Annotated in this window: 16 protein-coding genes; 13 read left to right on the forward strand and 3 right to left on the reverse strand. The window is 49.8% G+C overall.

Annotation, left to right across the window (positions count from 1 at the left end; translation table 11 throughout):
* Positions 1-72 precede the first annotated feature (72 nt).
* The 9 genes from NZ043_RS12320 to NZ043_RS12360 all read left to right on the forward strand — a co-directional run bounded on the left by NZ043_RS12320 (position 73) and on the right by NZ043_RS12360 (position 12,904).
* Positions 73-1,371 (forward strand): ABC transporter substrate-binding protein, encoded by a 1,299-nt coding sequence (locus NZ043_RS12320; protein WP_036607334.1) that lies wholly within the window; start codon positions 73-75, stop codon positions 1,369-1,371.
* Between the two features lie 434 nt (positions 1,372-1,805).
* Entirely contained in the window at positions 1,806-2,372 is a 567-nt protein-coding gene (locus NZ043_RS12325) for a TetR/AcrR family transcriptional regulator (protein WP_036607516.1), read from the forward strand.
* A gap of 60 nt (positions 2,373-2,432) precedes the next feature.
* Entirely contained in the window at positions 2,433-4,424 is a 1,992-nt protein-coding gene (locus tag NZ043_RS12330) for an alpha/beta fold hydrolase (RefSeq protein ID WP_339311989.1), read from the forward strand.
* A gap of 93 nt (positions 4,425-4,517) precedes the next feature.
* A complete protein-coding gene (locus NZ043_RS12335; protein WP_249913034.1) occupies positions 4,518-5,465 on the forward strand; it encodes an aminopeptidase in 948 nt (315 codons plus the stop codon).
* A gap of 705 nt (positions 5,466-6,170) precedes the next feature.
* Complete coding sequence (locus NZ043_RS12340; protein WP_176873076.1) at positions 6,171-6,602, forward strand: chemotaxis protein CheW; 432 nt, start codon at positions 6,171-6,173, stop codon at positions 6,600-6,602.
* A gap of 227 nt (positions 6,603-6,829) precedes the next feature.
* Positions 6,830-10,033, forward strand: a complete 3,204-nt coding sequence (locus NZ043_RS12345) for a DEAD/DEAH box helicase (protein ID WP_249913037.1) — start codon at positions 6,830-6,832, stop codon at positions 10,031-10,033.
* 46 nt (positions 10,034-10,079) lie between these two features.
* Positions 10,080-10,892, forward strand: coding sequence for a hypothetical protein (locus tag NZ043_RS12350; protein WP_339311992.1), 813 nt, complete (start codon positions 10,080-10,082; stop codon positions 10,890-10,892).
* Positions 10,893-11,294: 402 nt separating this feature from the next.
* Positions 11,295-12,269 carry a M15 family metallopeptidase gene (locus NZ043_RS12355; RefSeq protein WP_339311994.1) on the forward strand — a complete coding sequence of 325 codons (975 nt, stop codon included), beginning with the start codon at positions 11,295-11,297 and terminating at the stop codon, positions 12,267-12,269.
* Positions 12,270-12,502: 233 nt separating this feature from the next.
* The gene (locus NZ043_RS12360; protein WP_091038316.1) at positions 12,503-12,904 is read left to right on the forward strand and encodes a RidA family protein; all 402 of its coding nucleotides are present in this window, start codon (positions 12,503-12,505) and stop codon (positions 12,902-12,904) included.
* Between the two features lie 622 nt (positions 12,905-13,526).
* On the opposite strand, the gene NZ043_RS12365 is transcribed toward NZ043_RS12360, so the two are convergent.
* Positions 13,527-14,591 (reverse strand): copper amine oxidase N-terminal domain-containing protein, encoded by a 1,065-nt coding sequence (locus NZ043_RS12365; RefSeq protein ID WP_339311996.1) that lies wholly within the window; start codon positions 14,589-14,591, stop codon positions 13,527-13,529.
* A 249-nt stretch (positions 14,592-14,840) separates the two neighbouring features.
* Between NZ043_RS12365 and NZ043_RS12370 the strand changes: the two genes are divergently transcribed.
* The gene (locus NZ043_RS12370) at positions 14,841-15,317 is read left to right on the forward strand and encodes a GNAT family N-acetyltransferase (protein WP_017690853.1); all 477 of its coding nucleotides are present in this window, start codon (positions 14,841-14,843) and stop codon (positions 15,315-15,317) included.
* A gap of 47 nt (positions 15,318-15,364) precedes the next feature.
* Positions 15,365-16,435: a Gfo/Idh/MocA family oxidoreductase gene (locus NZ043_RS12375; protein ID WP_339312733.1), complete on the forward strand. Its 1,071-nt coding sequence runs from the start codon at positions 15,365-15,367 to the stop codon at positions 16,433-16,435.
* 93 nt (positions 16,436-16,528) lie between these two features.
* On the opposite strand, the gene NZ043_RS12380 is transcribed toward NZ043_RS12375, so the two are convergent.
* Both NZ043_RS12380 and NZ043_RS12385 read right to left on the reverse strand, forming a co-directional pair.
* Complete coding sequence (locus NZ043_RS12380) at positions 16,529-16,897, reverse strand: hypothetical protein (protein WP_339311998.1); 369 nt, start codon at positions 16,895-16,897, stop codon at positions 16,529-16,531.
* A 97-nt stretch (positions 16,898-16,994) separates the two neighbouring features.
* Complete coding sequence (locus NZ043_RS12385) at positions 16,995-19,574, reverse strand: UvrD-helicase domain-containing protein (protein WP_339312000.1); 2,580 nt, start codon at positions 19,572-19,574, stop codon at positions 16,995-16,997.
* A 531-nt stretch (positions 19,575-20,105) separates the two neighbouring features.
* Here NZ043_RS12385 and NZ043_RS12390 point away from each other — a divergent pair.
* Both NZ043_RS12390 and NZ043_RS12395 read left to right on the forward strand, forming a co-directional pair.
* Positions 20,106-20,921: a zinc ribbon domain-containing protein gene (locus tag NZ043_RS12390; protein ID WP_133386869.1), complete on the forward strand. Its 816-nt coding sequence runs from the start codon at positions 20,106-20,108 to the stop codon at positions 20,919-20,921.
* Between the two features lie 68 nt (positions 20,922-20,989).
* Positions 20,990-21,796 (forward strand): TrmB family transcriptional regulator, encoded by an 807-nt coding sequence (locus NZ043_RS12395; RefSeq protein ID WP_091038325.1) that lies wholly within the window; start codon positions 20,990-20,992, stop codon positions 21,794-21,796.
* The last annotated feature ends 73 nt before the right edge of the window (positions 21,797-21,869 follow it).

Raw genomic sequence — 21,869 nt, forward strand, 5'->3', positions numbered from 1 at the left:
TCATCGGAGTGCCAGTGTAAATATGCTTTAGTGGAACTGTTATACTGAAACTACTATAGGGAGAGTGTATGTATGAAAAGAATGACGAAGTTGACGTTGCTTATGCTGATTGCTTTTTCGGTAATGCTCGCGGGTTGTGGCAATGGGGACAAGAGTGGCAGTCCGGTCAACACGGATGCTCAAGGTGGCGGCGAGGCTGCTGCCGGGGATAAAACCATTAAAATCTTCCAATTCAAAGTCGAGATTGCGGAAGCGCTCAATCGTCTTAAAGCGGAATATGAATCCTCCCATCCAGGCGTCAAACTGGACATTCAAACTGTAGGCGGCGGCAGTGACTACGGTGCTGCATTAAAAGCCAAGTTTGCCGCTGGCGAACAACCAGACATTTTCAACGTTGGTGGTTATCGTGAATTGGATACATGGCTTGAATATCTGGAAGATCTGTCTGGAGAATCATGGGCCAAGGATGCACTCGAAGTAGCCAAAGAGCCAATGACCAAAGACGGCAAGCTCTACGGACAGCCGCTCGCGCTGGAGGGTTATGGTTTCATTTATAACAAAGACCTCTTCCAAAAAGCAGGTATTACCGAAATTCCAACGACATTGGAACAATTGGATCAAGCTGCACAGAAACTTCAAGCCGCAGGGATTACGCCTTTCTCGAACGGATATCAGGAGTGGTGGGTGCTGGGCAATCATAACGTAAACGTCGCATTTGCAAATCAGGCAGATCCGGTGAAATTCATCCAGGGACTCAACGAAAGTACGGAGAAGATTCCTGGCAACCAAGTGTTCGCCGACTGGATCAACTTGCTCGACTTAACGCTGAAATACAGCAACAAAAACCCGCTGACAACCGACTACAATACGCAAGTTACGTTGTTTGCGAGTGGAGAAGCGGCGATGATGCAGCAAGGGAACTGGACTCAAGTACAGATCGATGGAATCGATCCAGATCTGAATCTGGGTATCCTGCCAATGCCAATTAACAATGAACCAAATGACAAATTGTTTGTCGGTGTGCCAAACTATTGGGTTGTGAACAAGAACTCTCAAGTGAAACCGGAAGCAAAAGAGTTTTTGGAGTGGCTCGTAACTTCGGATATCGGGAAACAATACATGACAAAAGAATTCAAATTCATCCCGGCGTTCAGTTCCATCACGGCATCGGAAGAGGATCTGGGTGACCTAGCAACAGAGATTATGAAGTATAGCCAGGAAAATAAAACACTCAGCTGGAACTTCAACCGTTTCCCTGAAGGGGTTCCACAAGAGTATGGCAGCACCATTCAGGCTTACGTTGCAGGCAAATCGGATAAAGCCGGATTGCTCGACGCATTGCAACAGAACTGGGATAGTCTGAAAAAATAATCCGGATCATGGACGATATCCACAGGTTACCGAAAACTGTTCAGAAATTTTTGGATAGAAAAGTTAGTCTATCGGATATAGAAGTTAATTGAAACAGGCCAACCAGAAATTTTATTCTGGTTGGCCTGTTTTTGTTTTTCCAAGGAGTCAAAAAGTACTCGCTGGAAAAATGATAGATGGGAATATCCCTGAAATGTGGATAACCCGAAAGCAGTTTAACGATCTCATGACGTATTTAACACAGAGTTAATACTATATGTGGATATCCTGTGTGTATAACACTCTAAATGTGGACAAGTATGGAGTAGTTGGAGTAAGAGATCATCTTTTGTTAACAGAAAAACTTGTTTTTATTTAACTAGTACTATATAGTTCTAAATATGACAAATCCAAAAATGAACACGGGACCTGCCAAATCCAAGAGTTCCAATCCGGTGAACCGGACCAAGGCAGTTGAAGTGGCGGCACAATTATTTCTGCGTCAGGGGTACAGCTACGTCAGCATGGATGAAGTCGTGCGAGTGAGTGGGGTATCCAAGTCAAATATTTATTATCATTTTAAAAACAAGGAGGAACTGCTCCAGGCCGTGGTACAATACTGGATTGCCCAGTATGAGTCGGAGCTGTATCTGCTGCTCAGTCAGCGTGAGCGAGGAGTGGAGGAGCGTATCTACTCATTTATGGCATTGCTTTCGGCAGGTATTGAGGGCCGAAATTACGAAGGGAGCTGTCCTTTTGTTACGTTATATATGCAGACACCAGACAGTGCACCCCAAGTGAAGGAAAGCATATCGAGATTTTTTCGTGAGCTTAGACCGATGGTGGAGAAGTTGTTTCAGCAAGGTTTGGATCGTGGTGAATTTCGCAAAGAAATTGAACCAGGACCAGCTGCGTTGTTGTTTATTGCAGCACTGGAAGGTTCACTAATCCTAGCGGGAACTGCCCGTGATGTTGGGATTATAGAACAATCGGCACGTACGTTTTGTCAGATGCTTCGTTAATCGAAGCTCTTTTTTTGAATATAACTAGTACTATATAGTACTAAAAGGAGCCGTAACAGAATGATTGTACATACTGACCGTGTATCTAATGAAGAAAACAGAGCAGCAAATTCAACAAACATGAATCAGGTAATGAGCAAGTCTGATATTGCAAGTACGACCATTTTTATGACAGGAAGCACAGGTTTTATCGGCAAAGAAACGGTCAAACAACTCACACAGGGAGACGCACAATTGCTCTTGCTGGTTCGTTCGGAACAGCGAGCCAGAACTGTGCTGAAGGCTTATGGAGTGAAGGATTTCGACCGAATTACCTTTATTACAGGTGATTTGTCCATGTCGGGTCTTGGACTTACCGCAGTGGACCGGGAGCATGTTGTTGAAGCGAATGTAATCATTCATGCGGGTGGAACGATGGACGTCACTTTGGGACGAACAGTAGCCGAGCAGATATTTATGAACGGGGCCAGAGAAGTGGCGCAGCTTGCACAGGAAATCCACCGTACTCATGGATTGAGACACTTTATCCACGTTGTTGGTTATATGAGTCCTTATGGAGAGCGGAATGAACAGGGAAATTATCTACAGGTTGAGCATGTGGATAACAATGAAAGTGCATATGAAGAGATGAAGTTTCATGCCGATCTGCTTATTCGCGAGCATGCAGAACAGCATCACTATCCCTTATCCGTTGTAAATCCGAGTACAGTGGTTGGGCCACGTCCCACAGGTGAAACTGAGCAAACGGGTGGGATTGGGCTGCTCATTCAGGCGATTCAGAAAGGGCTTATGCCGGTAGTGCCGGGAGGTTCATCCTATTGGTTACCGCTTGTGGAGAATGACATTGTTGCACAGACGCTTGTTTTTCTATCCAGGGAAGCTGCTCCAGTCGGAGGAACTTATCCACTATTGGCGCGGAGGGAAGACAGTCCCAATATGAAGGAACTGCTGCAACTCTTGGCGCAGCAATTGGACGTACCCAAGCCCAAAGGGGCTGTGCCACTACCATGGATTCAATGGATCATGAAATCAGGTGGTTCACGCATCAGTGGTGTTCCAGCGGAGTCGGTTGCTTTTATTACCAACAGGTCATTCCCGGTTGAAGAGACGGAGGCTCTGTTCACACGTATGGGGCAATCCTGGCCGGACATCCGGGAACAGCTTCCGCTGGTTACAGCTGATCTGGACTATCGTCTGCAGTATACGCCGTTACCTGAGGGTTTTCCGACAGATTATATTCGGTCACGGAGCGGAAATATGGCTATGCTTGGTTGGGAGGGTGAGGGAGAGCCTTGGATTATTGTACATGGTCTGCTTCAATCTGCGGATGAGATGTTACCGTTAGGAAAACAGCTTAGGGACCGGACCGGGAACCCGGTATGGTTAATCGATCTCGCTGGATTCGGACGGTCCCCGGTGCATCAGGGGGATGAAGCATTTGAAGGTCAGTTGGATGCACTGCTTACGGTTCTTGGTGAGTTTGAAGGTCCGGTGAAGCTGGTGGGCCATTCAATAGGGGCTGCTATTGCAGCTGCGGCACAGATGCGTAGCGGGCGGACAGACATTCGGTTAGGTTTGCTTCAGCCAGTTGCCAACAATTCGAATCCGAATGTGCTAAGATGGGTTTCCCATTTGCCAAGAGGGGTGATGCGCTCCCTGCTGCGTGGACGATCGGAGAAAAGTTGGAATCAAATGTTCAGTTCACATAGCGGTGTAGGCGACAGCAGTGTTATGGCCCATACCATGGGCAAGAGAATACGTTCCAGTCTCCAATCCCCTCGAATTGCGGGAGCGAATGCGGAATTGTTGCGGTGGATCCACTCGGGTCAGAGGAAAGGCGCCAGATCAACGTTGTGGGCGAAAATGGAAAGTCAGCATTATGCCAAGAATTCATTAGTTGTATGGGCCAATCAAGATCGGGAATATCACTATCCCCAGGATATGAACTCACAGGTCAAACGAATAGATGTACCCTATGGACATTACTTTCCGACGTTTCAGTATAAGGAAACAGCTGCAATCCTCGCCGAATGGGCCGATACCTTGAGGTGAGTTCAGGTTTGGACATGCAGGAATCCCGTGCCAATTGTCGAAAGGGTCAAGTCGACTCTTGAGAGCTGAACCAAAGACAGGAGAGATGAATGTATGAGCAAGCAACGTGTGGAAATCAGTAAAAATGTGCTAACGGAATGTCTCGGACTGCGCAGCGGAGAGAATCTGGTAGTTGTCGCAGACGATATGAAACGGGATCTGGCTGAATCCATCTATGAGGCAGGCAAAGCACTTGGTGCAGAATCAGTCCTGTTAATCATGGAGGAACGCAGCAGATCCGGCGAAGAGCCACCTGCGCCAATTGCAGAGGCCATGATTCGAGCAGATGTAGCCGTGTGTGTAACGCGATATTCATTAACACATACCCAGGCACGCAAAAAAGCCGCTGCTTCAGGGACCCGAGTGGCAACAATGCCTGGCATTACAGAGGATATGTTTGTGAACGGAGCCATTACAGCTGAATATTCGCAAGTAAAGGCGTTGACTGAGAAGGTAACGGCTCTATTAACCGCAGGTCGCCATGTGCGAATAGAGAAGCAGGGCCATAGTCTTTCCTTTTCCATTGAAGATCGTAACGGTGTACCAAGCACAGGTATGTATTTGAACCCTGGTGAATCGGGCAACTTGCCGTCAGGAGAAGCCTATATTGCTCCCGTTGAGGGCAAGGGCGAGGGCAGTATTGTTGTAGATGGTTCCGTTGCTGGAATTGGGGCACTCCGTGAACCGATGTTATTAACCGTTAGTGAAGGACGGTTGGTGTCAGCTGAAGGACCAGATGGGGCTCAGTTACTGGAAACGCTTGGTGAGGGCGATGGTCGTTTTCTCGGCGAATTCGGAATCGGTACCAATAATAAGGCACGAATCACGGGTGTGGTGCTGGAAGATGAGAAGGTGTACGGCACAATTCATGTGGCCTTTGGCAGCAATAACACATTTGGTGGAACGATTGCCGCGGGTGTTCATATTGATGCAGTTGTACAAAAGCCGGACGTGTACATCGATGACAGGCTGATCATGCGTCAGGGTGAATTGGTCGAATAACTACAGCGAAGGAAATTGGGCATGTCCACAACGTGTCCACAGTAATGGATAACTGAAGCGAAAATTCAGATTTTACGTCAGATTTACAAACAAATACACAACATGTCCACATTAAATTAATGAATATCCACATGAAACGCTAAAGATATCCACAACATGTGTGCAATATGTGCACAACTTATCCACAAATCAGGTATAACTCGTGTTTTCATCCGATAAAACAGTTGTTTTGGAGTAATAAAACAAGTTATCCACAGGAATATCGCTTTTTTGTTCCAAGTATTTGAAAACATAGAAACAGATCCATAATATATGGGGATAAAAAAGACCAAAAATCGGCATAAAGCTGATCTTTGGTCTTTTTTTGAATATAATTTTTCAATCCAATGTCAGGTTACTTACGCTCAATACTAAAACGACTGACTTCCACCACCCTCCATAATAGGGCAAATGAGCAGAGCGGAGACAGCAACCGTAATGCAACGTCTGTTGAAGTTGGCAAAATTGCTCTGAAGCCTAAACATTTGATCAAAAATAACCGATACACCAAAGTAACATCTAATGGGACGAAAGTAACCTGTGGTGACTTGGTGAATGCGAACCACAAGCAGGTCACTTAGCCAAAATAAAGTGCTCTTCTTATGGTTTTGTTTTTATATTTTATAATGATCTGATTATACGGAATGAGAGGATATGGGGATAACTATGGACGAGGGAATGCAATATATTAATTTTTCGGTAGGAGACCAGATCTTTGCACTACGAATTGATGAAGTTCATGAGATCATCAGAATGGTGCAGGTAACAACAGTCCCATTTGGAAGCCCGGAGATCCGAGGTTTTGCTTCGTTGTATGGTAAGGTCGTTTCAGTGGTGAGTCTTCGTGTATTGTTAGGCATGCCAGACCAGGAGGATACTTCTTCTACACGTATTATTGTGGTGCCTTACAAAGGTGGATTTGTACCGCTGATCGTCGATATGGTCGATTCTGTCGTAAGTTACGATCGTTTCGAGGAACCAGCTGAGGAACACCGCCGTTTCATGCTTGGCGTTTTTGACAAAATCGGGTTCTGTGCAGATCACCGTGCAGGCATTTTGAACCTGGATGTATTACTGGGCAGCTTGATCAGATCATAGTAGTATAACGATCCGTAATTCTTTCAATATTCAGTATTATCCTTCGGTTTACCCAAATGTTCCTCATCCGCTTTTCGGGAGAAGGGACATTTTTTTGTGCCGCTAGGGCGTTTTCAGACACGCCCTAACCATCGAAATAACCACTTTTTATGGGCAAAGGTTTTTAAATCCGGTCATTTTCGTATATGATGGAGAGTAACAATGCGAAGGGATGACGGGAGACTTTAATGATGCAATCGCTGTATGGAGTATGGCTTGGTGACGTATTTTTTTGTTTTTCCGGTGAAACATCGGAACCACGTGTGGATGCATGGAGCCACGTGGTAAGAAGGTTGAATTTTGGCGACGGGGGTCGTCTGTTTCAGCCTGCCGCTCTGCGTCTTGCGGAGCTGCGCTGGCCGAATCCGCTGAGGAACACGGCTGAAGCCAAGAACACGAAGCGGCGTCAGCTGCTGGGGCGCACATTGGAAGGATTGGCAGTCTCGCCTAAGGATGCCTTCAGGTTGCTGCTGCAATGGGATGACCGTTTGTTAAATGCAGCCGGAATTCAGGTTGGAGAAGAGATGCGTTACTGGATCAAAGCAGCGCAGTTCACACAGGAGCTGCTGTTGCGGGGAGCAATTGCTCCATCGGCTGAATTCGCAGCAAAGACCGGAGCACGGCGACGGACCGGGCAAGAGACATTAACAGGTGTATGGCGGCCACGCTTGCAGCAGGAGGAGGACATCGAACGCTTCCGCGATCTTGCAGAAGCGATGCCTCCAATTGGATTGGCTGCTCCTGGAGCTTATGCTTCATTGGAACCGGAAACGCGTGAAGAAGCAGGGGCTGCGGTATTATTTTCATTCATGAGTGGCATGATTCATGCTGTAGTGACAAGTGAACTGGAGGGCATGGACAGTGAACTGTCCCGTTATCGCACCCCATATCGACGCGGATCTTCGCCAGTAGCCGAACTCTGGTGGAACAGTCTGATCTCAATGTTCCGTCCTGTGACGGTGCAAGGGCCGACGGACGATATGACAGCGTTTATTCATACGCTGCAAGAAGTTGGTGGAACGTCAATGCCAATCGTGGGAGCAGAAGAGATGGCGCCTGCTGAAGGCCAATTGAAGCTGGTGCTCCGCTTGGAGCCTCCACTGGGCGAACATGAAACGATATGGGGAATAAGCTTTTGGGTGGACAGTGAGCAGGAACCAAGCCTGAGGTTGCCTGCACGGACCATCTGGGCACATCCGGAGCGAGATCTGGACCGAGGTAAGGTGTTATATACCTCGGCGGCAGAGCAATTATTGATGGCACTCGGGCAAGCAGCAGAACTGGCACCTGAATTGGAGACGGCGCTGCTTACTGCTCGCCCAGAGGAAATTAAGCTGGAGCAGCAGGGTTTCTTCGAATTTCTCACGCATGCAGTTCCACGTTTGCAGAAGGCTGGGATAACCGTCCTCATGCCTTCAAGGTGGAGTCGTGCCGGGAAACGTCGTGCGGGACTGCGTCTGCAGATGTTGAATAGGGGAACAGAACGGTTGCCTGGAGCCACATCGGCACTGGGCATGGAACAATTGGTTGCTTTCAAAGCGGAGCCTATGCTGGATGGTAAACCGGTCACGGCGGAGGAACTGGCAGCATTGGCTGAATCCACAGTTCCGTATGTCATGTTCCGTGGTGAATGGATTGAAGTGGATACAAAAGAGATTCGCCAAGTCCTGCGTTATATGAAAAAAGAAGAAGAACAATACATGCCTCTCTCCGAATGGCTGCATCTGGCAGCGGATGAAGGGGAGGATTCCGCATGGAAGGGTCTTTCCGTCTTTGGTGCCGAATCTGATGGGATGCTTGCTTTCCTGCTCGATGGACAGGTGCTTCGCAGCATTGAGCCTCGTCAGGTTCCGGCAGAATTGCATGGTGAACTAAGACCTTATCAGGAACGAGGCTACCAATGGTTATCCGCCATGCGCGAGTTGGGCTTTGGCGTATGTCTCGCGGACGATATGGGACTTGGGAAGACGATTCAGGTAATTACCTGTCTGCTGGACCGCAAACACGAGGAACGCCAGGCGGCTGAAGAGGAAGCCCGCGAGAATGAGCTGCTGAATGGATCAGATGATTCTTTCCCGGCGGATCAGCACACGAATGAACAGCCTGTTCATCTGCCTGCACTTATTGTGTGTCCTACCTCGCTGCTTGGAAACTGGCAGCGAGAGCTGAAGCGGTTTGCCCCGGATCTGTCGCTATATATTCATCATGGCGGACAACGGTTGCACGGGAATGATTTTCAGGCAGAAGCGCAGACGCATGACATTGTACTGACGACCTATCATCTGGCAGGCAGAGATGGCCCGGATCTGGCTTCATTGCACTGGTCCACCATTGTGCTGGATGAGGCACAATATATTAAGAATTACCGTACCAAACAAGCGCAAAGCGTCATGCGCTTGTCTACACTTCATCGTATTGCGATGACGGGAACGCCTGTAGAGAACCGGCTGAGCGAACTTTGGTCGATTTTCCAGTTTCTCAATCCGGGGTACCTGGGCACAGCTTCATCGTTCCGCCAGCGGTATACGGGACTGGGTCCATCCGAAGAAAATGCAGCATCCTTGCGTGAGCTTCATCGACTGGTATCTCCATTCATGCTGCGCAGGCTGAAAAGTGATCCGGATATTCGCAAGGATCTGCCAGAGAAGCTTGAACTGAAATCCTATTGTTCCCTAACACCGGAGCAGACGGTGTTGTACCAGCGTGTGGTGGATGATCTGATGGGTGGTCTGGACGGCAGAAATGGCATTGCCCGGAAGGGGATTGTTCTGTCCTCCCTGACCAAGCTCAAGCAGATCTGTGATCATCCGGTGCTGGCGGACAGTAATCGGAAAGACCACGGTAAGGCAGAGGCATCCGGTAAGATGGAACGATTGCTTGAGCTGCTGGACGCCATCCGTGATAACGGGGAATCGGCCCTGATCTTCACGCAGTATGTCGCTATGGGAGATCTGCTGGTATCGAGGTTGAAACAACGATATGAGGAAGAACCTTATTTCCTGCATGGTGGTGTGTCGAAGGCGCAAAGAGATGATATGGTGGAGACTTTCCAAAAAGGAGAGGGGCCGTCCATGTTTGTTCTATCTCTTCGTGCCGGAGGTGTGGGTCTGAATCTGACACGGGCGAGTCATGTCGTTCACTATGATCGGTGGTGGAATCCTGCGGTTGAGAATCAGGCGACGGACCGTGTATTCCGAATTGGACAGAATCGCAACGTGCAGGTGCATAAGTTGATCTGTCAGGGAACACTGGAAGAACGGATTGATGAGCTGATCGAAAGCAAGAAGGCACTCTCCGAGCAGGTCGTCGGTTCAGGTGAGAACTGGCTGACAGAGATGTCGGATGATGAGCTGCGTGGTCTAATCTCACTTCAGGGTGAGACGTGGCTGTGACCTTGAACATTCAGAGGAATATAGATGTTGAGAAAGGGGGATTATTGTGAGCGAAAAATGGAAGATCGAGCTGCATATGTCCCCCGGTGGATGGACAGCAGAAGTAAATACAGCAGCGGAAGCGGACCAGGAAGTTTCCGTTTCCGCTTCCACTGCTGAGGGCAAGACCGGATCAGCTGCAGGCATGTTCACGGTCACGGGAACGCCGCTGCGACTGAGCGAAGCCCAGCGCGAGGCTGTACTGGCTCAGCTGCGCAAGCGCCCGCTGACGCTGTACGCCCTGCTGCGCGGCGGCCCGGCGTCCGAGGAGCTTGCCGGGCTGCTGCCGGCTGCGCAAGCGCCCGAGGGCTCGCCAGGCGCAGCAACGGCCAGCGCGGCCGTGGCGTGCACCTGCGGCCGCCCGAGCTGCGCTCATGCCGCGGCCGCTGAGCGCGCCGTAGCTACGCGCCTCGCGGCCGAGCCGCTGCTGCAGCTGGCGCACGCCGGCCTGCCGCGCGAAGCGCTGCTCGCCGGCGTGCTGGGGGCATGGGCGGAGGAACTCGCCCATGATCCCAGCGGCACCGGCCGCGCAGCGGAAACGGCGGGCCGCCCGCAAGTGCGGGGCGGCGAAGGCGGCGCGGCCGTCGGCGAGTGGATCGCCGAGGCAGCCGCGGACGGCGCCATGCACCAGCCAGGGCCGGGTTTTGGCGCCGTTGAGGTGCGCCTCGCGCAGCCAGGCAAGCCGCCGGCGTTGCCGGAGCTGACGGCGCTGCTGCCGGGCGTGCCGGCCACCGCAGGGCTGGATTTGATCCGCGAGCGTGTAGCCGCGCGGATGTGGCAGGCTGTCCAGAAGAAGACGGACAGCCCGGCAACCAAATGATGCACCCATCAGAGCGGGGGAGATCTCAGATCACCCCTGCTTGTTTTTATTGCAGCATGTTGCATTATTCGATTTAATTCATTTCCAGGTACAAGATGATTTTTGTCTTTATCCAACAATGCTCATTAGTAAATTGCATCTCGGTATAATCGCTTTTTTGCATATTGGATATATGAAGGCATATTCCCACTTCACTTCTATTTGTGTACAGCACGGGGATGTTGCTCTAAAAGTCCAAAAAACGATCATACAGGCTGTACAGCCTGTATATGTTCATTCGGATCTCTTCTAAAGGACGTCTTTACCGGTGGAGCTTCGCTCCCAATTAAGGTATACTGTCGCAGGGAACACTGCACGCAGAGGACTATATAACATTTATATTATTGCGATAGGAGTTTTTACATGAAATCAACTACAGGAAGACAGCGCCGTATGGTGGTTATGCTGTCCTCATTGATGATATGCGGAGCATTGCTTGCCGCGTGCCAGAACGGTTCAGGCACAGAGGAGAGCCAGAATCCAAATGGAACAGGTAACACACAACAGGAGACGGACGGCACAACGGTTCATTTTACGGAGGATAAAGGAACGGATGGCGACAATGCTGGCGGGGATGACACATCATCTTCTGGCAACAGCGGTGAAGGCACGGATAGCGAGTCTGGGAATGCTTCAGCGGACGAAGGGCAGGGCTCTTCGGACAATGGGAATGGCGCGACAGCGGAAGATCCATTGCTGGAGAAACGCAGTATCAGCGCACTGCAAACGACGATTGATGCACAATCCGTGGTAACCAATGCGGAGTCTATGACTGTCATTGTGAACAAGCAACGGAGTCTGCCTGACGGGTACGAGCCGGACGATCTGGTAGAGCCGAATGTACCGTTCTCCTTCGACGAACCTCACGAGAAGCGGCATATGCGCAAGGAAGCTGCGGAGGCACTGGAGAAGTTGTTTGCAGGTGCAAAAGCGGATGGCATTGAGCTTCGTGCGGTGTCCGGTTATCGTTCATATCAGCGTCAGGTATCCATCTATAACAATAATGTCAAAACCAAAGGTCAAGAATACACAGATCGCGTGAGCTCTGTGCCGGGCCGAAGCGAACATCAGACGGGTCTTGCCATTGATGTATCCAGCCCGAGTGTGGACAATGTGTTGGAAGAGGTATTTGGCACATCGAAGGAAGGCCAGTGGTTGGCTGAACACGCTGCAGAATACGGATATGTCATCCGTTATCTGCAAGGTGAAGAAGATACCACAGGTTACGTCTATGAGCCTTGGCATATCCGGTACATCGGTACAGATTTGGCACCGGATGTGGCGAAGAGTGGGTTAACTCTGGAAGAATACTTCGATGAGGCTAATATCAAGTTGTAATTTGGATGTTGCATCCTTAAAGAAAAGATACTAATACTAATTCTCATAAATCCCCGAATGAACCGTCCTTGATCTAACCAATGGGTAGTCATTCAGGGGATTTTTTCTGTGCAAAAATGTTAATGGAGTTAAGATAGAATTAGACCTCATTCCATTGTTTTGGATGATGATAGACTGATATAATTCATGTTTAATCCGAAGAGACAAATACAACCAAAGCGAGGGACGAGAGAATGAGCAGACAGCAGGTATTTACGGGCTCCCCATGGGAACCATTGGTGGGATATTGCCGTGCCATCCGTGTAGGGAACCGAATTGAAGTGGCGGGTACAACCGCGATGCAAGATGGTGTAGTTGTTGGGGCGGGTGATCCGTATGCACAGACAAGGTTCGTTTTGCAGACGATCGAGAATGCACTGAAAGAACTGGGGGCTGACATGTCGCATGTGGTGAGAACCCGGATGTTTGTGACCGATATCTCCAGATGGGAGGAAGTTGGCAAGGCGCACGGTGAATTTTTTGGACAGATCCAGCCTGTAGCCACCATGGTTGAAGTTAGTGCACTCATTGATCCCTTGTTGATGGTTGAGATTGAAGTGGAAGCGATTGTTGAAGATGAAGTCCAAGCCGATTGATTCTGACCGTTATCCGGAAGATATCTAAGGAACAGAGGACGTCTTATTTGGCCATCAGGTCCCTCTTTCTAAAATGTAAGGAACATCAGACACGTTATTTCCCAAATTCCTCTGATAAAAATGCTATAAACAGCTGTTTATTCAAACATAGCGTGCCTGAGATTCCTTAGATTCCTGCGGGTGCTTCAAATCCTTGAATAAGACGACTCAGATTCGTTAGCGTTAACTCCGCTTGCTCTTACATTCAGTATGCAACCACATGTCGTATGCAACTCATGTCGTATGCAACTCATGTCGCGCATGTCTGCTCTAGTTTTTAGTTTTTTAGATCGTGTCTTCAAAAACTAAAAACTAAAAACTAAAAACCAACAAACCCAAAAAAAATAACCTTACCCGTGCTTGTCAGAAGACAAGCGGGTAAGGTTATTATGAATTGACTTCGCCGCCTGGCCGCACGGCTGAGTTCTTGATGCGCCAAACTCATTACACCGCGCGCCAGGAGCTACATGCGGATGGCTGGTCTTTATGATGCTCCACACTCATAACCCCGTGCTAAGCGATGCACACGGTCGTCTGCAACAACATGTAACATGTGTTTCAGCCAGACGTTTTTCCAATTGTATTATTTCGCTTCCAGCTCTGCTGCAGGTGTTTCAACAACCACTTTCCAAGCTGTTCCGATCGGAGGCAGGCTGCGTGTCAACACAGGGCTGTAGAACCCAATGACTTTAGTTCCTTTGGTCAGTTCTTCAGCTTTCACTGTTTCACCTTCGTGGTTCACGATCATTGTGTCTTTAGCAAAGTTCAGCACGACATGGTCAGGAGCTGTTTCTGTTAAGCGTGTACCTGTAATCTCAATCTGTGAGATGCTGCCTTCAGCTGTTGTTACATTTTCAATCGTACCCGCTGTCCCCAGAACGTCTTTCAATTGTGATTCCGCAGCGTCATCCAGTACAGTGACTTTGTAAGTCGGCGTTTGTGGTGGCAGACTGCGGGTGGTGATCAGGGAATGTTCAGCTTCCACGTTCATGCCAATGGCCAGATCAGTCAGTGCAATCTCTTTCCCTTCAACTGAGATGAATTTCGTCTCATCGCTCAGATTGAGCACAATACCATCCGTACCTGCACCGCCAATCTGGATGGACTTATATTTATCTTGGTTCGAGATTCTGGTAATTACACCACGTTCAGTAACCGTCTTCACGTCCTCTTCACTGGTGATCGTCACCTGATTTCCTGTTGTGTTCACTTCTCCATGCAGTGCTTTTTCTGCAAAAGAAACCGGTACATACAATTTGCCGCCTGTGATTTCGGGCGCTGTACCCAGCGTGAGCAGCATTTTATTCACGGAATATTGATCCTTGCCTGTGATTACCTGTGTCCAGAGAGCACCACGAGTCAGCTCTGCAGTTTTAGTTTCTTTATTCCATTCCAGTTCAATACCCAGTGCGTCGGTAAGATCACGCAGCGGGATCATGGCTACTTTGCCATCTTTGTTCCAATAACCATCAGAAATGGTTGCACCATTCACGGATACGTTTACTACACTCACTGCGTTACTATCTGCTGAAACGGATGTTTGATGGACTGGTTGTGTGTTGTCCAGTGTTGCTGCATAAGCGGCTCCACCACCCAATGCCATGGATAGGGCCATCAGTGCACTTACTTTTTTCATGTTGTTGTTCATCAATATTCATCCCTTCTAATCTGTGTACTGACGCGGTAAAATCTTCCTTAGGGCCGCGCTTCAAGTTAATAGACGGGACAAATCGTCTAAGTGTTGCAGTTGAAATGCAATGAATGTAAGCGGTAGATTATTTTAAATTAGAAATATCGCTTGTATTGCAGGTTATCCGCAGCAGGATCAGGTTAATTTCAGGTAAGTGGCCAAACCTTTGTCCTATTTCACATTCAAGTACGAGGAGGAACGGATTAGATGAGTGATATGTTGGTAGCGCTCTATCGTTTACCGGAGCAAGAGAGTGGACTGAGAGCGTTGGAGGAATCCTCCATTGTGATTCGAAGAGCCATTGCCCCAGAGAAACAGCTTGTACTGGATTGGGTGAGGTCACATTTTAGTCAGGCTTGGGTGGATGAATGTGAGGTCGCTTTTGCGCGTCAGCCGGTGTCCTGTTATATTGCGGTTGAACATGGGAAAATGATTGGATTTGCCTGTTACGAAGCGACGTGTCGCAACTTCTTCGGACCGACAGGTGTGAGCCAGGATGCACGGGGCAAAGGTGTAGGCACAGCCCTGTTACTGGCCTGTATGCATGCGATGAAGGCGGACGGTTACGGGTATGCGATTATCGGATCAGCGGGACCTGTGGATTTCTATGCCCGGACGCTGGGTGCCGTGAAGATTGAAAATTCAACGCCGGGTATTTACGAAGGCATGCTGCGGGCAGACTAGACGATAATGATGTTGTGGAAGTTGTGGAAAAGGAAGGGAGGACGATGATGAGCACGAAACAAATGTTACACATCGGAATGATCGGTACAGGATCAATTTCGGATCTTCATATGAGGTGTTATGCCAAAAACGAGGATGCCGTCATCTATGCCATCTGTGATCTGAACGAAGAGCGGGCTAAAGCTGCTGCGCAGAAGTATGATGCTCATTCCGTATACACTGATTATCGGGAGATGCTGGAGGACCCGCATGTGGATGCTGTCAGTATCTGTACCTGGAATAATACACATGCGGAATTTGCCATTGCTGCACTGGAGGCAGGCAAGCATGTATTGCTTGAGAAACCGGTGGCAACCAATGTGGAAGATGCGCTACGGATTGAAGAAGCGGTTAAGAAGAGTGGACGTACCTTTATCGTTGGATTTGTGCGTCGATATGATAACAATATGCAGATGATGCGCAGATTCATTGATGCCGGGGAGTTTGGTGAACTGTATTATGCCAAAGCTTCCATTCTGCGGCGTCATGGCAATCCAGGCGGTTGGTTTGCTGACAAAAGCCGTTCCGGCGGCGGTCCCCTGATTGATCTCGGCGTACATATTATCGACCAATGTTGGTACCTCATGGGCAGGCCGAAACCTGTTTCGGTCAGTGGTAATACGTATCGGAAGTTGGGCAATCGTGCCCATATCGAACATCTTTCTTTTTACAAAGCAGCCGACTACAGCGCAGCTGTGAATGACGTGGAAGATATGGCGAATGCACTTATTCGGTTTGAAAACGGGGCTTCGCTGGCGGTGGATGTGAGCTTTACCCTGCATGCACGCGGAGATGAATCTTCTGTGAAATTATACGGCGAGCGTGGTGGGTTCGAACTGGAGCCAGAGACACTGATCGTCACGGAGAAAAATAATACCATCCTGAATATTGAACCCCAGACGGACAATACGGGTCTCCATATTCATAGTGCATTCCAGAACCAGATTGACCACTTTGTGGATTGTTGTCTGAACGGTACAGAGCCGATCAGCCCAATTGCGGATGGTGTGGCCTCCACGCGCATGTTGTGCGGAATCTACGAATCCGCTGAGAAAGGGCAGGAGATTCGTCTGGATTGAGTTCATTTTACACATGGCAGTTGTCCTTCATCATATTTAAAAAGCATGCGTCTTCCGCGTGATCTGCGGTTACGCATGCTTTTTGGCATCAGGTCATTTATTCAGTGGTGAATTCTCGTACCCAGGGTCATCATAATCCGTATCCTGCAGCCTTGGAAGAACGTTCATGCTCTCAATTGCCTGCCGGGTATCCGGCGTGCCATGGTCATACAGAAAGGTATACAGCAAGGTCATACCATCTGAAAATTGCTCTGTTGCCTCATCGTGGTCTGCTGATTTGTAGGGTACCGGCGCCCGTTGCAAGGTATAGGCATCGTCATCCTCCAGCACCTTCATCAGATCTTTTAATCGGCCCAACTGTTCGTCATCCACCAACACCTCAAAGGGTGTAGATTCGTTCTTTGTTTGCTCAATAAGATTATGTGTTACCGATACATACAGCTGTTGTTTGCCGTCCTTCATAATCCAACCCCCATTCTGAAATGGAAAAAAGACGCTTCTACTGTTAATAAACAGCAAAAAGCGCCCTGAAACGAGCTATAACGGTATCCCGTTTCGTTTATTTCCCAAATCTCCCCGTTACGGGCACCTGGCGGGTACCGGCCTCCATCGATCCTGAACACAGGGGACAGGCGGGAGGGCCTGATGATGCCTTCTTGGTTGCTTTTGAAGGCACAGCTGGCTTCTGTCTTAGCCACGCTTTACAGGTGGATGAACTGCACTTCCAGACCGCAACGGTCTCCGTACGCACAGCATTTCCTGAACCTGAAGTGTGCGACTTAGAACTGGAGGAACTCGCAGCTGTCGGTCTCACACCAGTGGTGCTGAACGCCTTATGGTTGCGAATTTCACCACTGCCACGCCGTTCACCGAAGCGATCCTCATCACGTTCGTTGTGGACCTCGTAGTCACGACGGTCACTGTGACTGATGGCACGACGCTGTGCCACATCCCGACCTTCGGAACGGGCACCTGAGCCCGAGCGGGCATACTGTCCATTACCTTTACCATATGAAGCCTGACTGCTCGTCCGGCTCTCCTCACGAGGTTTACGTTTGTCCGGAACTTCCATGCCGAAGGCTTCAAGCAGGAAGCGGGACACATCCGCTGGCTTTCCGTGATGGCTCGCCGGTGAGGTAACGTACAAGTACTGCTTGGCCCGTGTGATGGCAACATAGGCGAGCCTGCGTTCTTCCTCCAGTGCCATGTCCAGTTCGGCGTCTGTCTGTTGCACAGCAAGCGCAGCTTTCTGATCCTCGGGGATATCCTGGCGTAGTGCGGTACTGTGGGGCACAATACCTTCACTGGCTCCGATCCAGTATACACAAGGGAACTCCAGTCCTTTGGCCCGGTGAATGGTCATCAGCTGCACTGCGTCACTGTCCTGTGCACGGCGCAGAGATTCCATCTCACGGTGTCTGCGGGAGAGCTCATCCGCGAATTGGATGAACTCTTCCACGGTTTCGAATTTTTTGACGGCAGCTTCAAATTCATCCAGGGTTTCCAGCATCGTTTCCTTATAATGGGTGAAGATGCTGGGATCACCACTTTCCATATACTTGTCGTAGAACTGCCTGCGCATCTCCTGAATGGCGATGATGGGTTTTAGTTTGTGCAGTGATTTGATCAGCTTGATGCGTTCTTTGACCTGTTCCTGCTGGAACGGTTTCAGCTTGTCCCATTTCACCAGATGAATGAGCGGATATTTCTTCGCCTGTTGTTGTTCACAGCGCTGAATCCACTCCAGGCCAGCATCCCGTGACACATAGAGCGGTCCCAATGCACTGGGGAGAGCATCCATGGCACGTGGATCAAGGGACAGACGCAGATGATCCATCAGGGGTCTGATGAGAGACTGGTCATAGAACACCGGGGAAGCACCATGCTGTACAAAAGGTACATCTTTCAAAACAAGCTGCTCGAATACAGCCCGGCTGCTGCTTGCTGTCCGGTGAAGAATTGCAATATCACGATAGGTATGCTGTCCTTCTTCAACCTGTTGGCACAGCTGGTTTACGACCCATGCCGCTTCTTCCTCCGCATTGGATGGTGTGGCGAAACGGGGCGCATCGCCGCGGTTTCCGGCGGCACGCAGCCGTTTGTCACGTCTGCGTTTATTGCGGGCGACCAGTTCACTTCCGAGTCCCAGAATGCGTGCATCACTACGATAATTGATATCCAGCGTCACAATGCGTGCACCGGGGTATACTTTATCGAATTCCAAAATCGATTCCTGGCGTGCGCCATTAAAGGTATAGATCGTCTGGTCATCGTCTCCCACAACCATCAGGTTGCGGTGAGCGGAAGCCAGTTTTTGCACAATTTCATACTGTAGGTGGTTGGTATCCTGAAACTCATCGACCATAATGTACTGAAAACGCTTCTGAAGCGGCCCCAGAACAGCAGGGTCACGAAGCAGGGCGGCTGCCCGCAGTAAAATATCATCAAAATCCATTTTGCCCCGATCCTGTTTCCAGGCTTCGTAACCTAGCAGAACACGCTTGGCGTCGCGTTCTTCCTGTGACTTTTCAGGCAGGTCGGTTGTTTCCGATCCTTGCATCTTCCATGCAGACAGCATGGCCAGCAGACTTTCAGGCTGGAAGGCTTCACTCATGCCATTTTGGCGAAGAAGCATCTTCAGCACCGTGTGCTGAGCCCGCGACTCGCCAAAGATCTCTTCCTGCACACCGTAATGACGCAGCAATGTCAGCGCAAAAGAGTGGAAGGTGCGAGCCTGTACGGCTCTCGCAGCTGCCGGACGTATACCTGGCAATGCGGCGATCCGGTCTTTCATCTCGGTGGCGGCCTTGTTCGTGAACGTCACCAGCAGGATACTGCCCGCATGTACGCCGCTGACCTCTATGAGGTAGCCAGCTCTTGCAGCCAGTACAGTTGTTTTGCCACAACCGGCTCCGGCGAGCGTCAGAATCGGTCCTCTGCCGTGACGGACTGCCGAGATTTGTGGTGCGTTTAACTTGATGCCTGCCTCTTCCAGAGAACGAAAATAAAAGGCATCCTGTTGCTCATTACCCACGAGTTGCCGACTGGTCTCCAGCGGAGCAGACGGGGACTGGGGCAGGGACGCCGCCGGGGTAACCCCGAGCGGACGGGGGTAGAACGTTGAGTTCGGACTTAACATGTTTCATCCACCTCTGTATGCATTCAGGGATAGGAATATCCCGGTTAAAAGTAAACCATTTGCCCTTTTCACAATCGCATTGTAAATTGGTATGATAGAGTTAGTTGCCTAATCAGGCGGTTAAGTATGGTCAAAGCTTCATTATACCCGAACATATGGTCTTGACGAAAGCCCCCGATTTCATCCAGTATCGGTATAAAACGGGCACCTGCACGAGATTACGCAACTTTTTGGCATGATATCGTATAAGTTATATGCCTGAGCATTTTGCATGAAAGATGTAATATGCTAATTTACTACAAGTATGTGTTCAAAAAGTCTGGTTTTCAGTACCGAGAAGATGGAATGAAGCTAGAAATGGAGTAGCGGAGCGTAGGGAGAACTACGTGAGCAACGGACATTTCGGCTGAATCCCATATTCGATGCTGAGGATGCCACTGGCATCCTTCGTAATCAAAAGCGGACTTTTAGAATAACCTCTAAAATTTGAAATGATAATATTGGTTTTGACGGGACAGAGGAGGAATGGTCATGAAACTGCTTCAGCGCATCAAAGACGGAGCGAACAAAGCAACAGAGCGTGCCCAGCACGCCGTTGAGATTGGGAAACTGAACAACCAGATTGTGGGCTTGCAACAGGAACAGGAAGTCCATTTTACAGATATGGGTCGCATCTTCTATGAGGGTTATCGGGCACAGGATATGACGCGTGCAGAAAAAGAAATGGTGGATCTGTCGCAGCTCTGCGACGAATTGCAGGACGAGATCGATGGTCTGCGCAACAAGATTGCTCAGCTTAAGAACGAACGGTTGTGCGAATGTGGACACGTCGCTTCCCTGGATGCCAACTTCTGTCCTAAATGCGGACGCAAGTTGGGTGAACTCAAGACAGCAGCGCCTAAAGTAGGAGCAGTAGGAGTCGCAGGAGCCACCACAGCCGCGAGACAGGAGGCAGCTGTAGCTCAGACCCAAACTCCAGAGCCGGACTTCTACGATGCGCCACCTGAATTGGAACTGGAGGAAGATGAGCCGTATCACACGGTCATTCCGTCCATAGCGGATCTGGAGACAGAATCGGAATATAACAGTACGGAATTTACCCAGGAAGAAAAGGAAGCGTTCGATGCAGAGTGGGAACGTCGCAGAGATGAAGAGATGCAACGGGAACGTGAGCGTCAGCAAGAACTGGACGAACGCATCCGCTACTGGAAAGAAAACAACCCGATCGTGAACACGGTGGACGTACAGACCGAAGTATCACGTGAAATGGTGAATTGTCAGATTTGTGCAGCCGAGCTGCCCAAAGGTTCGAAGTGGTGCCCGCGTTGTGGTGCCGAACAGATCTGATGCAGTAGAAGCACTGCTGCATCATTGTGAGGCAGTGCGGGTTGCTGACAGCATGGGGGGACGGGAATATGGACCAACTGCTGCATCATTTGCGTCATCTCGGGTTTACCGAGATGGAATCTAAAATTATGGTGGAACTCGCCCGTCAGGGATCAGCCTCAGGATATGAGGTTGCGAAGCGGCTGGGCGTGTCCCGTTCCAATGTATATGCGACCCTGCAACGGCTGGAACAGCGTGGGTTCTTGCGGTGTAGTCCGGGGGAGCCGGCGAAGTATAGTGTGCTGAAGCCAGAGGAGATGACACGTATGATCTCCGATCAAATGCGTACCTCGCTGGATTATGTCCAGAGCAGCATGCCCAAGAGTGAACCGGAGAAGCCGGTCTTCTATAACGTCGAAGGGGACAAAAATGTGTTTGAGAATCTGAGCCGTGAATTGGCCGAGGCTCAGCATGAGATTGTTGTAGACGTTTGGCGTGAAGAGGCAGAGTTGCTACGTAATGACTTACAGCAGGCTGAAGCTCGGGGTGTGCGGCTGTTATGGTCGTGTGATGGTGGCGAAGGTATGCTTGATCAGCCTGTCCCTTGGCCGGGACTACCTTTGTATGGCACAGGTAATGGTCGGAAATTTTCCCTGGTGGTGGATCGCCGCTGGTGCATGTTAGGCATGCGCGGTGAATCATGCGCCACACAGGCAGTGGTGACGGAGCATCCGGTGATGACTGGACTGCTGCTGAATCATTTTGCTCAAGAGCTGGTGTTGTACGAACTGGAACAGGATATGGGGGAGGAACTGGAGTCCCGCTATGGGCACCGGTACGAAGAACTCTCTGCGCGTTATTGGTCTTCTCCTTCAGGAGAAGGTGACCAGAGCTAGACAGATCGGCGACTAATTCACCTCTGATGGAGTGAACATGCCAGCACAAAGGTATCTATCTTGACGAAACGAA

Origin of the sequence: Paenibacillus sp. FSL k6-2145 (assembly GCF_037976585.1) — a bacterium.
GTDB lineage: Bacteria > Bacillota > Bacilli > Paenibacillales > Paenibacillaceae > Paenibacillus.

Bases quoted from the DNA above. Each gene is read 5' to 3' on its own strand.
- NZ043_RS12360 (WP_091038316.1), top strand. From the start codon at position 12,503: ATGAGCAGACAGCAGGTATTTACGGGCTCCCCATGGGAACCATTGGTG.
- NZ043_RS12380 (WP_339311998.1), bottom strand. From the start codon at position 16,897: ATGAAGGACGGCAAACAACAGCTGTATGTATCGGTAACACATAATCTT.
- NZ043_RS12320 (WP_036607334.1), top strand. From the start codon at position 73: ATGAAAAGAATGACGAAGTTGACGTTGCTTATGCTGATTGCTTTTTCG.
- NZ043_RS12390 (WP_133386869.1), top strand. From the start codon at position 20,106: ATGAAACTGCTTCAGCGCATCAAAGACGGAGCGAACAAAGCAACAGAG.
- NZ043_RS12340 (WP_176873076.1), top strand. From the start codon at position 6,171: ATGGACGAGGGAATGCAATATATTAATTTTTCGGTAGGAGACCAGATC.
- NZ043_RS12365 (WP_339311996.1), bottom strand. From the start codon at position 14,591: ATGAACAACAACATGAAAAAAGTAAGTGCACTGATGGCCCTATCCATG.
- NZ043_RS12335 (WP_249913034.1), top strand. From the start codon at position 4,518: ATGAGCAAGCAACGTGTGGAAATCAGTAAAAATGTGCTAACGGAATGT.
- NZ043_RS12330 (WP_339311989.1), top strand. From the start codon at position 2,433: ATGATTGTACATACTGACCGTGTATCTAATGAAGAAAACAGAGCAGCA.
- NZ043_RS12370 (WP_017690853.1), top strand. From the start codon at position 14,841: ATGAGTGATATGTTGGTAGCGCTCTATCGTTTACCGGAGCAAGAGAGT.
- NZ043_RS12345 (WP_249913037.1), top strand. From the start codon at position 6,830: ATGATGCAATCGCTGTATGGAGTATGGCTTGGTGACGTATTTTTTTGT.
- NZ043_RS12395 (WP_091038325.1), top strand. From the start codon at position 20,990: ATGGACCAACTGCTGCATCATTTGCGTCATCTCGGGTTTACCGAGATG.
- NZ043_RS12355 (WP_339311994.1), top strand. From the start codon at position 11,295: ATGAAATCAACTACAGGAAGACAGCGCCGTATGGTGGTTATGCTGTCC.
- NZ043_RS12375 (WP_339312733.1), top strand. From the start codon at position 15,365: ATGAGCACGAAACAAATGTTACACATCGGAATGATCGGTACAGGATCA.
- NZ043_RS12385 (WP_339312000.1), bottom strand. From the start codon at position 19,574: ATGTTAAGTCCGAACTCAACGTTCTACCCCCGTCCGCTCGGGGTTACC.